This is a genomic window from Streptomyces sp. NPDC058274 (assembly GCF_042881375.1).
In the GTDB taxonomy this organism is placed as follows: Bacteria; Actinomycetota; Actinomycetes; order Streptomycetales; family Streptomycetaceae; genus Streptomyces.
The window spans coordinates 247,846-261,316 of record NZ_JBHVXW010000002.1; the positions used below are offsets into that span (position 1 = coordinate 247,846).

The 13,471-nt window shown below is 67.9% G+C and carries 8 protein-coding genes; 6 read left to right on the forward strand and 2 right to left on the reverse strand.

The features are described 5' to 3' along the window. Positions 1-31 precede the first annotated feature (31 nt). Positions 32-2,719, reverse strand: coding sequence for a transglycosylase domain-containing protein (locus ACFVYF_RS05595; protein WP_389451207.1), 2,688 nt, complete (start codon positions 2,717-2,719; stop codon positions 32-34). A gap of 374 nt (positions 2,720-3,093) precedes the next feature. On the opposite strand from ACFVYF_RS05595, the gene ACFVYF_RS05600 reads away from it, so the two are divergent. The 4 genes from ACFVYF_RS05600 (at position 3,094) to ACFVYF_RS05615 (ending at position 6,861) form a co-directional block, all read left to right on the forward strand. Continuing rightward, positions 3,094-3,777 (forward strand): PadR family transcriptional regulator, encoded by a 684-nt coding sequence (locus tag ACFVYF_RS05600; protein WP_389451210.1) that lies wholly within the window; start codon positions 3,094-3,096, stop codon positions 3,775-3,777. A gap of 43 nt (positions 3,778-3,820) precedes the next feature. Next, positions 3,821-4,903, forward strand: coding sequence for an inositol-3-phosphate synthase (locus ACFVYF_RS05605; RefSeq protein ID WP_389451213.1), 1,083 nt, complete (start codon positions 3,821-3,823; stop codon positions 4,901-4,903). 101 nt (positions 4,904-5,004) lie between these two features. Then, a complete protein-coding gene (locus ACFVYF_RS05610; RefSeq protein ID WP_389451215.1) occupies positions 5,005-6,267 on the forward strand; it encodes an MFS transporter in 1,263 nt (420 codons plus the stop codon). Positions 6,268-6,381: 114 nt separating this feature from the next. After that, complete coding sequence (locus tag ACFVYF_RS05615) at positions 6,382-6,861, forward strand: hypothetical protein (protein WP_389451218.1); 480 nt, start codon at positions 6,382-6,384, stop codon at positions 6,859-6,861. A gap of 130 nt (positions 6,862-6,991) precedes the next feature. Here the strand turns inward: ACFVYF_RS05615 and ACFVYF_RS05620 are convergent, their stop codons facing one another. Next, positions 6,992-8,458 carry a CCA tRNA nucleotidyltransferase gene (locus ACFVYF_RS05620; protein WP_389451221.1) on the reverse strand — a complete coding sequence of 489 codons (1,467 nt, stop codon included), beginning with the start codon at positions 8,456-8,458 and terminating at the stop codon, positions 6,992-6,994. Positions 8,459-8,691: 233 nt separating this feature from the next. Between ACFVYF_RS05620 and ACFVYF_RS05625 the strand changes: the two genes are divergently transcribed. Next, positions 8,692-11,115 carry a DUF6049 family protein gene (locus tag ACFVYF_RS05625; RefSeq protein ID WP_389451224.1) on the forward strand — a complete coding sequence of 808 codons (2,424 nt, stop codon included), beginning with the start codon at positions 8,692-8,694 and terminating at the stop codon, positions 11,113-11,115. A gap of 46 nt (positions 11,116-11,161) precedes the next feature. Beyond that, positions 11,162-13,378, forward strand: coding sequence for a murein biosynthesis integral membrane protein MurJ (murJ, locus tag ACFVYF_RS05630; protein ID WP_389451227.1), 2,217 nt, complete (start codon positions 11,162-11,164; stop codon positions 13,376-13,378). The last annotated feature ends 93 nt before the right edge of the window (positions 13,379-13,471 follow it).

The following is a 13,471-nucleotide window of genomic DNA, read 5'->3' on the forward strand; positions in this document are numbered from 1 at the left end:
CGTGAAACACACCTCGGTCGGGTAGCCGCGGCTACCCGTTGGGTCCTCCGAAGAGGCCTCCGTTGCCGGTGCCTCTGGTGTTCCCGTTACCGGTGCTCTCCGTAGGCGACGCGGTCACACCGCCGTCCGTACCACCGTTGCCGGTACCGCCCGTGTCCGTTCCACCGGTGCTGCAGTTCCAGGAGAAGTCGCCGCAGGTTTCGCTCGCCGTCGGGCTGGGCGAGGTCGCGGTCTCGCTGGGCGTCACACTCGGCGTCGGGCTCGACGTCTCGCTCTCCGTGGGCGACGGGGTCACACTCGGACTCGGAACATCGTTGACGACCGTGCCGATGTCCTCGGGCGTCGGGAAGTCGATCACCTTCGTGCCCTTGAGCGCCTGTTCCATGTAGTCGTGCCAGATCTCGGCCGGGAACGAGGCACCGTGGATCTTCTCCTCGCCACCCGTCCCGTACATCTCCAGGAACTCGCGCTTCTTGCTGCTCTCGTTGTCGTCCATCCGGTACATCGTGATCGCGGTCGAGAGCTGCGGGGTGTATCCGACGAACCAGGCGGACTTGTTGCCGTCGGTGGTACCGGTCTTACCTGCCACGTCACGGCCGGGCAGCTGGGCCTTGGTTCCGGTGCCCTTGTCGACCACGGTCTTCAGGACGTCGGTGACGTTGTCGGCCACAGGCGGGGTGAAGGCCCGCTTCGACTTGTCCTCGTGCTGAAAGACTGTGCCCGTTTCGTTGGTGACCTGGTCGACCGAGTAGGGGTCGTGCTGCTTGCCGCTGTCCGCGAACGTGCTGTACGCGCCGGCCATACGGATCGCGCTCGGGTCGGAGGTGCCGAGTGAGAACGAGGGGTAGTTGGCGCTTGCCAGGCTGCTCTTGAGGATGCCCGCGTCGAGGGCGGCCTGCTGGACCTTGTCCAGGCCGACATCCATGCCGAGCTGCACGTAGGCGGAGTTCACCGACTCCCGCATCGCCTCCCGCAGATCAATCCGATAGCTGGGCGCGTTGTACGACGCGCCGCCGTCGTTGGTCTGATTCCACTGCTTCCCGTTCTTGTCCGTCCAGATTGTCCCGTCGTAGTTCTTGATCTTGAGCTTGTTCTTACCGCTGTAGAAGCTGTCCGGGGAGACGATGGTGCGCTCGTCCTGGGCCTGGGAATCCCCGAGTTTGGGATTCTTCTTGCCCCACGACATGGCGGCCGCCAGCACGAACGGCTTGAACGTGGAACCCACCTGAGCGCCGGTCTGGTCGGCGTTGTTGGTGAAGTGCTTGGTCGCGTCCTCACCACCGTAGATGGCCTCGATCGCGCCGGTGTCCGGGTTCACGGACGCCCCACCGAACTGGACGTACTTGTCCGTCTTCGGACGCTCGTCCGGCTTGATGCTCTCCTTGCGGACCTTCTTCACAGCATTCTCGAGCTGCTTGACCTTGTTCTTGTCGAAGGTCGTGTGGATCGAGTAGCCACCCTGCTGAAGCTGGTTCGCGGTGATGCTGTCGCTGTTGTTGATGATGTACGCCTTGGCGAGATCGACGAGATAGCCGATCTGACCGCTGAGCTGCGTGTTCGAGCGCGGATTCTGAACCTCGGGAAGCTTGGTGTACTTGCTGCGCACAGAGGCACTCAGGTGGCCGTACTCGACCTCCTTGTTGAGCGTGTCCTGCATCTGAAGCTCGGCCCGCCTGCTGTTGGCCTCAGCGGTGGCAGCCGGGTCGATGGACTCGGCACCCGCGGGGTCGTAGTACGTGGCGCCCTTCAGCACCGCCGCCAGGAAGGCGCACTGTCCCGGGTTCAGCTTCTTCGCGTCCTTGTCGAAGTACGCGTGTGCCGCCGCCTGGATCCCGTAGGCGTTTCGCCCGTAGTACGCGGAGTTCAGGTAGCCGGCCATGATCTCCTTCTTGTCGACCGTGGCACCCACCTTTATCGCGACGAAGATCTCCTTGAACTTGCGAGAGATCGTCTGCGACTGGTCATCCAGCCTCGCGTTCTTGACGTACTGCTGGGTGATGGTGGAGCCACCCTGCGTCTCGCCGCCCTTGGCCATGTTGAGGAAGGCACGGGCGATGCCCTTGGGGTCGATGCCGCTGTCGGTCTCGAACGTCTTGTTCTCCTGCGAGATGACGGCGTACCGCATCGCCGCAGGGATTTCCGCGTAGCCGATGTTCTGGCGGTTCGTCTCACCACCGGTGGCCACCATCTGGCTGCCGTCGGACCAGTAGTAGACGTTGTTCTGCGCCGTGGCGGTCTTGGCCACGTCCGGGACGCCCACCAAGGCGTACGCCACGCCCGCGATCGCCACCAGGCTCCCGGCGAACCCGATGAAGAGCCCCGTCACCAGCTTCCAGGACGGCACCCAGCGCGCGGCTCCGTACTTGCCGGCGCGCGGGTAGTCGATAATGCGCTTCTTGGCCGGGCCCGAACGGCCCCTGCCTCGCCCGGGCCCGTTCGGGCCTCCGGGGCCGCCGCGGCGGCCGCCGCCACCGCCCGGCCCCGCGCCGTCGGCGGCTCTGCGCCGGCCACCGCTGTTACTCCTCTGTCCTGCCCGCCGGGCCTCGGCGCGCCCACTGTACGGGCGCTCCTCGTCTCCCGAGCCGTAGGCATCGGAAGGTGACCCGGTGGCGCTGCGCGGTGCGGCACGGCGGCCGGCGGACGGGCTGGACTGGCCGCGTCGGGCCGCGGCACGTCCGCCGCCCTGCGACTGCGGCGGTTTGCGACGGTGCTCGCTCATCGAACGATTACTCCTCGGGCAGGCGCACCGTTGCGCGCCTGGAAACGGCAGCTGGTTTCCGGTCCCCCCGAAGTACGGATGCGGGCGTTACCGCATTCACCCGTACTACACCGAGGACGATGACGTCCTCAGCCGTCACTCGGTTCCCGGTGGTGTGCATGGCGCACAGACTACGCACCGTCAAAACCCACCTAGGGCCGAAGTTCACCCCAAATCAGGCAACTTGCTTCGTATGAATCGGTGATGTGACGCCGTTCACCGTTCTCCCTCTTGTCGCATCCGTAGCGGCGTTCTATCGTGCTGATGTATCGAGTCGATACATCAGCTCGGCATAAAGACCGTGCCGACGAGACAGCGACAGGGAGGAGGCGACGATGAGCCGGCGTTCCGGGATCCTCGAGTTCGCCGTCCTCGGCCTGCTCCGCGAGTCCCCGATGCACGGCTATGAGCTGCGCAAACGTCTCAATACGTCACTGGGTGTGTTCCGTGCCTTCAGCTACGGGACGCTCTACCCCTGCCTCAAGACGCTGGTCGCCAACGGCTGGTTGATCGAGGAGCCGGGGGCCACACCCGAGGACGCCCTCGCCGCTCCACTCGCAGGGCGTCGCGCCAAGATCGTCTATCGATTGACGGCGGAAGGTAAGGAACACTTCGAGGAGCTGCTCTCCCAGACGGGTCCCGACGCATACGAGGACGAGCACTTCGCCGCTCGCTTCGCCTTCTTCGGGCAGACGTCACGTGACGTACGCATGCGCGTACTGGAGGGCCGCCGCAGCCGCCTCGAGGAGCGCCTGGAGAAGATGAGCGCCTCTCTGGCGCGGACCCGGGAGCGCCTCGACGACTACACGCTTGAGCTCCAGCGCCACGGAATGGAGTCCGTGGAGCGCGAAGTGCGCTGGCTGAACGAGCTCATCGAGAGCGAGCGGGCCGGGCGGGACCAGAAGCGTCCCGCCTCCGAAGGCTCCGCGCAGCAGGACAGCACATCTGGCGAGACGGGCGGCCTGCCCCGGCACCGGGACAGCTCCCGGCCGGATCCGTCCGACGACACCACCACGTGAGACCCGTTCGGGGTTTCACCAGTACATACAGGGAGCAATCGGAATGGGTTCGGTTCGCGTAGCCATTGTCGGCGTGGGCAACTGCGCCGCCTCGCTGGTGCAGGGCGTCGAGTACTACAAGGACGCCGACCCGGCGGCCAAGGTGCCCGGCCTGATGCACGTCCAGTTCGGCGAGTACCACGTCGGTGACGTCGAGTTCGTCGCCGCCTTCGACGTCGACGCGAAGAAGGTCGGCCTCGACCTCTCCGACGCCATCGGTGCCAGCGAGAACAACACCATCAAGATCTGCGACGTCCCGAACAAGGGCGTCACGGTCCAGCGCGGCCACACCCTGGACGGTCTCGGCAAGTACTACCGCCAGACCATCGAGGAGTCCGACGAGACCCCGGTCGACATCGTCCAGATCCTCAAGGACAAGCAGGTCGACGTCCTCGTCTGCTACCTGCCCGTCGGTTCCGAGGACGCGGCGAAGTTCTACGCCCAGTGCGCCATCGACGCCAAGGTCGCCTTCGTCAACGCTCTCCCGGTCTTCATCGCCGGCACCAAGGAGTGGGCGGACAAGTTCACCGAGGCCGGCGTCCCGATCGTCGGCGACGACATCAAGTCGCAGGTCGGTGCCACGATCACGCACCGTGTGATGGCGAAGCTGTTCGAGGACCGCGGTGTCCGTCTTGAGCGCACCATGCAGCTCAACGTCGGCGGCAACATGGACTTCAAGAACATGCTGGAGCGCGACCGCCTCGAGTCCAAGAAGATCTCGAAGACGCAGGCCGTCACCTCGCAGATCCGCGACCGCGAGCTCGGCGAGAACAACGTCCACATCGGCCCGTCGGACTACGTCGCCTGGCTGGACGACCGCAAGTGGGCGTACGTGCGCCTCGAGGGCCGCGCCTTCGGCGATGTCCCGCTGAACCTGGAGTACAAGCTCGAGGTCTGGGACTCCCCGAACTCCGCGGGTGTCATCATCGACGCGCTGCGCGCCGCGAAGATCGCCAAGGACCGCGGCATCGGCGGTCCGATCCTCTCCGCGTCGAGCTACTTCATGAAGTCCCCGCCGGTCCAGTACTTCGACGACGAGGCGTACGCGAACGTCGAGAAGTTCATCAAGGGCGAGGTCGAGCGCTGACCCGAAAGGGAGCACGCGCCGAGGCGCACCCCCTTTGAGAGCCGTCGAGGGTCCCCGGGCACACCGCCCGGGGGCCCTCCTCGTATGTGAGGCTGTGCCCCATGGCTGTCGTGCGTGATCTGCGCGTCCTGCTGCGCTTCCAAGGCTTCAGACGACTGCTCGGCGTACGACTGCTGTCCCAGGGCGCCGACGGCGTCTATCAGGTCGCGCTCGCGACGTACGTCGTCTTCTCGCCGGAGAAGCAGACCTCGGCAGCCGCGATCGCCTCGGCCATGGCGGTACTGCTGCTCCCGTACTCACTCGTGGGCCCTTTCGCGGGCGTGCTCCTGGACCGCTGGCGCCGCCGCCAGGTCCTTCTGTACGGCAACCTGCTGCGTGCCCTCCTGGCGGGCGTCACGGCCGTCCTGGTGCTCAGCCACCTCCCCGACTGGCTCTTCTACGTCTCCGCGCTCTGTGTCACAGCGGTCAACCGCTTCGTCCTCGCGGGCCTTTCCGCCGCGCTGCCACGGGTCGTCGACTCCGAGCGCCTGGTGCTGGCCAACTCCGTGTCCCCGACCGCCGGGACGCTGGGCGCGACCGCGGGCGGCGGTCTCGCCTTCGCCGTACGGCTGGTGGCCGTGGACTCCAACGCCGCGGTGGTGCTTCTGGGAGCCGCCCTGTATCTGTGCGCGGCGCTCGCCTCACTGCGCATCGCACCTGAACTCCTCGGCCCGGAGCAGACGTTGGTACGGCCGGGCCTTGCAGCGGCGCTCGCCGGCACCGCGCGCGGGCTGGCAGCGGGTGTACGTCATCTCGCCGAGCCCCGGCGCCGGGAGGCCGCCTGGGCGCTCGGGGCGATGACGCTGATGCGCTTCTGCTACGGCGCCCTGACGGTCATGGTGCTCATGCTCTGCCGGTACGCCTGGTCGTCCGACTCGGATGACGGACTGGCGCTGCTGGGGCTGGCCTTGGGGATCTCCGGCGCCGGTTTCTTCGCGGCCGCCGTCGTGACCCCGTGGGCTGCCGGGAGACTAGGCCCGGGCCGGTGGATCGCCGCCTGCGCCGCTTCCGCCGCGGTACTGGAACCCGCGCTCGGCCTGCCGTTCGCCGTGGCTCCGATGCTCGCCGCGGCCTTCGTCCTGGGACTGACCACGCAGGGCGCGAAGATCGCTACGGACACGATCGTCCAGTTCTCCGTGGAAGACGGCTACCGTGGCCGGATTTTCTCCGTTTACGACGTGTTGTTCAATGCCGCCTTCGTCGGCGCCGCCGCAGTCGCCGCGCTGATGCTGCCGCCTGACGGCCGATCGGTTCCACTAGTGATCATGGTGGCGGTGGTCTACGCAGCAATTGCTGCGACTATGACCCGCTTTGAGCGACGGTAACTGTCACATCAAGGCCACAGAGCCGCTCTGGACTACAGAGTTGTCAGTGTGGCCCGGTAGCTTACGTGCGTCTTATTTCGCGCCATGCGCTCATCGTTCGAGGGGGACCCCCAAGTGACCGTTCCGCCGCCGCCCCAGGGCCAGAATCCGTTCGCCCAGCAGCCCACCGCGCCCATGGGACAGCAGCCCGGCCAGCCGGGGGTTCCCCCGCAGCAGCCCTACGCGCCTTTCCCCAACCAGGGTGGCGCTCCCGTTCCGCCGCCGGCCCCGGCTCGCCGTGGCGGCAAGAAGGCGCTGCGCATCGTCGTCCTGATCCTGGTCGCGATAGGCCTGTACGGGGCCAAGTGGTACTTCGGCCAGAGCGACGCGGAGACCACGTCGGTGGGCGCCTGCATGCACAACGACGGTACGCAGTCAGATCCCAAGCTCAAGACGGTCGACTGCTCGTCCTCCGACTCCGAATTCAAGGTCGTCGAGAAGTTCGACAACTCCAGCGACGACACCAAGTGCGAGAGCGTCTCGGCCGCGACGATCTACTACATCCAGACCGGCGGCAGCCACGACGTGGTGCTGTGCCTCAAGGAGACCAAGTAACAGCTAGGTCGGCATAAGCCGAGGGGCGGTGTTTCACGTGAAACACCGCCCCTCGGCAGATCCGGGGTCATGTTTCACGTGAAACATGACCCCGTCCCCATGAGCCTCAGCTGTGCGTGCTCATGAACACTCAGCTCTGCGCGGCCCACCACTCCTTGAGGGCGGCCATCGCGGCGTCGTGCTCCATCGGACCGTTCTCCAGCCGCAGCTCCAGCAGGAACTTGTAGGCCTGGCCGATGACCGGCCCGGGGCCGACACCGAGGATCTCCATGATCTGGTTGCCGTCGAGATCCGGGCGGATGGAGTCCAGCTCCTCCTGCTCCTGGAGCTGCGCGATGCGCTCCTCCAGACCGTCGTACGCGCGCGAAAGGGCAGTCGCCCTGCGCTTGTTGCGCGTCGTGCAGTCGGAGCGGGTCAGCTTGTGCAGGCGGTCGAGGAGCGGCCCCGCGTCCCGCACGTACCGACGGACCGCCGAGTCGGTCCACTCCCCGGTGCCGTACCCGTGGAAGCGCAGGTGGAGTTCCACCAAGCGCGAGACGTCCTTCACAAGGTCGTTGGAGTATTTGAGCTCCAGCATCCGCTTCTTGGTCATCTTGGCCCCCACCACCTCGTGGTGGTGGAAGGAGACCCGCCCGTCCTTCTCGAAACGGCGCGTCCGCGGCTTACCGATGTCATGCAGCAGCGCGGCCAGCCGGAGCGTCAGGTCGGGACCGTCCTCCTCCAGTGCCATCGCCTGCTCCAGGACGATCAGCGTGTGCTCGTAGACGTCCTTGTGCCGGTGGTGCTCGTCACGCTCCAGACGCAGCGCCGGAAGCTCCGGCAGCACGTGGTCCGCCAGCCCCGTGTCGACGAGCAGGGTCAGCCCCTTGCGCGGCTGCGCCGCCAGGATGAGCTTGTTCAGCTCGTCCCGGACACGCTCCGCCGACACGATCTCGATGCGCTCCGCCATGTCCGTCATCGCGGCGACGACCTCGGGGGCGACCGCGAAGTCGAGCTGCGCGGCGAACCGCGCGGCCCGCATCATCCGCAGCGGGTCGTCCGAGAACGACTCCTCCGGAGTGCCAGGGGTGCGCAGAACATGCGCGGCGAGGTCGTCCAGCCCCCCGTGCGGGTCGATGAACTCCTTCTCCGGCAGTGCCACAGCCATTGCGTTCACAGTGAAGTCGCGACGGACGAGGTCTTGCTCGATCGAGTCGCCGTACGACACCTCAGGCTTGCGCGAGGTCCGGTCGTACGCCTCCGAGCGGTATGTCGTGATCTCGATCTGGAAGGACTGCTGCGCGTCTCCGACACGGGCGTCCTTCTGCGCGCCGACGGTGCCGAACGCGATCCCGACCTCCCAGACGGCATCGGCCCAGGGACGCACGATCTTCAGTACGTCCTCGGGGCGGGCGTCGGTCGTGAAGTCCAGGTCGTTGCCGAGCCGGCCAAGGAGCGCGTCCCGGACCGAGCCGCCGACCAGGGCGAGTGAGAACCCGGCCTCCTGGAAACGGCGGGCGAGGTCGTCGGCGACAGGCGACACCCGCAGCAGTTCACTCACCGCGCGGAGCTGCACCTGACTCAGGGCACTGGGGTTGTCTTCGTTGGCGTTCGGCACAACAGAAAAGGGTACGTGGCCCACGCGGCCCGGGGCGCCTCCATTAAAAGTGCGCATCGACCCGCCTTCCATACGCGGGGACGCTGTCCTTGATACGCACACATACGGGACAGCCCGGCATCGTCCGCGGATCTTGTGGGGCGGACCGCGGCACTTCCCCTCGGCGAGCATCGTTACCATGCGTGGACGCACATTGCGACGACCACTGACGACGACGAGGGACGGGCGAGCGCGTGGCCGAGGCGGCAGACTTCCAGGGGATGAGTCCCTCACCTGCCCGCCGGTGGCTGCGGCGCACCGGTGCACTGCTCGCCGGCGCGCCCCTGCTGGCCGGCCTGCTCCAGCTGCCCGGTTCCTCGGCCGCCTACGCGGCCCCCGTGACATCCCTGGCGGACGCCACTGGGTCCGGCACGGTCGGCGTCTCCCTGGACTCCCTGAGCCCCAGCGCGCCCACGGACGGCGACACGCTCACCGTGTCGGGCACGGTGACCAACAGGAGCAAGCAGACCGTCACGAACGCCCATGTGGACCTCCGCCTGGGCCCGTCCCTGAGCGGTCGCTCGACGCTGGACGCCGTGGCCAAGCGGGGCGCCTATCAGCCCGGCATCGACGGGACGCCGGTCGGCGGCAAGTACGTCACGGAGTTCTCCAAACTCACCGCCGGCGTCTCGCAGCCCTTCACCATCTCGGTACCGGTCAAGGAGCTGGACCTCGGCTCCGACGGCGTCTATCAACTCGGCGTCTCGCTCTCCGGCCAGTCCGCGGCCCAGCCGTACGAGCAGGTCCTCGGCATCCAGCGCACCTTCCTGCCCTGGCAGCCCGAGGCCGCGGACACCAAGACGAAGACGACGTACCTGTGGCCGCTCATCTCGACCACCCACCTCACGGCCGAGACCGGGTCGAACGAGGTGCAGACACCCGTCTTCCGCAATGACGACCTGGCCAAGGAGATCGCCCCCGGCGGCCGGCTCGACCAGATGCTGTCGCTGGGCAGCAAGCTCGACGTCGCCTGGGTCGTGGACCCGGACCTGCTGGCCTCCGTCGACGCGATGCGGGACAGCTACCGGGTGCAGGGCGAGGGCGATACGACCACGGCCGGAAGGAACCAGAAGGTCGCCCAGGCCTGGCTCGACAAGCTGGAGAAGACGGTCCAGGACAAGGAGATCGTCGCGCTCCCCTTCGCCGACCCCGATCTGGCGTCGCTCGCCCACAACGGCAAGAACGTCACCGGTTCTCTGAGCCACCTCAAGGCCGCCACCGATGTGGCGTCCGACACCGTCGAGAGCATCGTTCATGTGAAGCCGAGCACCGACTTCGCCTGGCCCGCTGACGGGGCGATCGATCCGTCGATCGTCAAGGTGGCCACCTCGGCGGGTGCCGACAAGGTGATCGCCCGCAGCGACAGCCTCCGGGAGAACGGTGGCCTGCCGTACACGCCCAGCGCGGCCCGGCCCATCGGCGGCGGCACGACCGCGGTGGTCGCCGACGCCGGGCTGTCGACGGCCTTCCAGGGCGACATGACCAGGGCGGGCAGCTCCACGCTCGCCGTGCAGGAGTTCCTGGCCCAGAGCCTGATGACCAACCTCCAGGAGCCGGACAACCAGCGCAGCATCGTGGTCGCTCCGCAGCGCATGCCCTCGGCGAGCCAGGCCCAGACGATGGCCCAGGCGCTGACGGCCCTCCAGGACGGGAACTGGTCCCAGTCCCAGGAGCTCGCCGCGGCCGCCAAGGCCAAGCCTGACCCGGACGCCACCACACGCGTCCCGTCGGCCTCCTCGTACCCCTCCTCGCTGCGCAGGCAGGAGCTGCCGCAGTCGGCCTTCGAGGAGATCGAGAACATCCAGCGGAAGCTCGACAGCTTCAAGGTGATCCTCACCAACTCCTCGCGCGTGGTCACCCCCTTCGGGCGGGCCATAGACCGTGGGATGTCCGTCTCCTGGCGCGGCCACGCCGCCGAGGCGTCGATCTTCCGCGACGGCGTGGAGCGGTACCTTCAGGTGCTCACCAGTCAGGTCAGGCTGATCGAGAAGTCCGAGACGAAGCTTTCGGGCCGCAGTGCCACGATCCCGGTGACCGTGCAGAACAACCTGGTACAGGGCGTCGACAACCTCGTGCTGCGCCTGACGTCGAAGCAGCCGAACCGTCTCAAGATCGGTGACGGGCCCTACGACGAGCAGCCGATCAAGGTCTCCGGCGGGCACAGCCAGTCGGTGAAGTTCATCACCAACGCCAACGCCAACGGCCCGGTCACCGTCGTCGCGCAGCTCTACACGGAGGACGGCCAGGCCTACGGCACCCCGGTCACCTTCGACGTGGACGTCAACGAGATCACGCCCACGGTGATGCTGGTCATCGCCGGCGGAGTCCTGCTCCTCGTACTCGCCGGATTCCGGATGTACACGCAGCGCAAGCGCGCGGCCGCCCGGCAGGCCGAGGAGGACCCGGGGACCGGCCCCGAAGCCGGGAACCCGGACGAGGACACCGACGGCGCCGTGGACGCTGAGGACACCGACGCCACGGACTCCCGCGACGGCCCCGCAGGGGAATCGGGTGCGGAGTCCGGGGCAGGCGACCCGGAGCACCCGAGTGACCCGACACCGGACACCGCACCGGAAAGCACCGACCCGTCCGGCACGGGTGAGAGAGTGGACCGTTGAGCGATGTCGTGGCCGGTGGGCCCGGGGACGATGAGGTGGGGTAACCATGAACGCGCCGTACGACGGTGACCGCGGTCAGGGCGCGGGCAGCTCGGGCTACCCCGAAGGCCCGCCGCCCGAGCCCGGCCAGACGCCGCCTGGGCCCCCCGCGGACATGTACTTCCAGGACGCCTACGACCAGGACCCCTACCGGGGGCAGGACCTCTCCGCCCAGGACCCGGTCACCGAGGCGCTCTACGACCGCGCCTCGCACCCTCCGCCGCCCCCAGGCACGTACCAGCCGCAGCCTCCGCTCTACGCCCAGCCGCCCACCTCGCAGTACACCCCCGACCCGCGCGTGTGGGCCCAGACACCCCCGCCGGAGCCCGCGGGCCCCACCCGGCACCTGCCGTACGGCGAGGACGCCCGTACGACCCAGTTCGTGGGAGTGGACGACCTGGTGACGCAGGCCGGCGAGGAGCGCCACGAGCCGGACGCCTTCGCGCACCTCTTCCGTGACCAGCAGCAGGGCGGCAACCCGTCACCGACGGAATCCGCGGCGGTGCCGAACCCGTCGCCCGCGCCCTCCGCGTACCGAGGTCCTGACGGGCCCGCCCCGGCGCCCGCGCCCGCCGCTGCCGCGCCGAAGAAGAACGGCCGCGCCTCGGGCCTGCTCAAGTCCAGCGCGGTGATGGCGGCGGGCACGATGGTCTCCCGCCTCACCGGCTTCATCCGCTCCGCACTGATCGTCTCCGCCCTGGGCCTCGGCTTCCTGGGCGACTCCTTCCAGGTCGCCTACCAACTGCCCACGATGATCTACATCCTGACCGTCGGCGGTGGGCTGAACTCCGTCTTCGTGCCGCAGCTCGTGCGTGCCATGAAGGACGACGAGGACGGCGGCGAGGCCTTCGCCAACCGCCTGCTCACCCTCGTCATGGTGGCGCTCGGCGTACTCACCGCCCTCGCGATGTTCGCTGCGCCGCTCCTGGTCCGCCTGCTGTCGGTATCGGTCGCCGACAACCCCGCGGCCAACGACGTCGCCGTCACCTTCACCCGTTACTTCCTGCCCTCGATCTTCTTCATGGGCATCCACGTGGTGATGGGCCAGATCCTCAACGCCCGCGGCAAGTTCGGCGCGATGATGTGGACCCCGGTCCTCAACAACATCGTCATCATCGTGACGCTCGGCGCGTTCATCTGGGTCTACGGCAGCGCGGCGAACTCCCACATGACGGTCAACAACATCCCGCCGGAGGGCCAACGGCTCCTCGGCATCGGTGTCCTGCTGGGCCTCGTCGTCCAGGCACTCGCGATGATCCCGTACCTGCGGGAGACCGGCTTCCGGCTGCGCCTTCGCTTCGACTGGAAGGGCCACGGCCTCGGCAAGGCCGCCATGCTGGCCAAGTGGACGGTGCTGTTCGTCCTCGCGAACCAGGCGGGCGCGATGGTCGTCACGCAGCTGTCCACCGCCGCCGGCGAGGACTCGCCGGTCAAGGGCACCGGCTTCGCCGCGTACGCCAATGCCCAGCTCATCTGGGGCCTGCCGCAGGCGATCATCACGGTCTCCCTGATGGCCGCCCTGCTGCCGCGTATCTCCCGCTCCGCCCACGAGGGCGACGGCGGTGCCGTCCGCGACGACATCTCCCAGGGGCTGCGGACTACGGCCGTCGCCATCGTGCCGATCGCCTTCGGGTTCCTCTCGCTCGGCATCCCGATGTGCACGCTGATCTTCGGCTCCTCCGGCACCGGCCCGGCCACCAACATGGGCTACATGCTGATGGCCTTCGGCCTGGGCCTGATCCCGTACTCCGTGCAGTACGTCGTGCTGCGCGCCTTCTACGCGTACGAGGACACCCGGACGCCCTTCTACAACACGGTCATCGTCGCCGTCGTCAACGCGGGCGCCTCGGCCGTGTGCTTCTTCGTGCTCCCGGTCCGCTGGGCGGTCGTCGGCATGGCCGCCTCGTACGGTCTCGCCTACGCGATCGGTGTCGGTGTCGCCTGGAGCCGGCTGCGCAAGCGGCTGGGCGGCGACCTGGACGGCGCCCGCGTGCTGCGCACATACGCGCGGCTCGGTATCGCCGCGGTGCCGGCCGCGCTGCTCAGCGGCGCGGCCTGCTACGGCATCGGTCACACACTCGGGCAGGGTGTCGGCGGCTCGTTCGCCGCACTGATCGGCGGCGGCGCCGTCCTGGTCGGGGTCTTCTACATCGCCGCACGCAAGATGCGTATCGAGGAGCTCAACTCCATGGTCGGCATGGTGCGTGGGCGCCTGGGGCGTTGAGGCGGGGGTAAACGCACAACCATCGTCCGCTGCCGTGTGTCGTGCATAGCGCCGGACTGTGGGCACAATTGGTTTCGGCGTCGGACAGCGCGC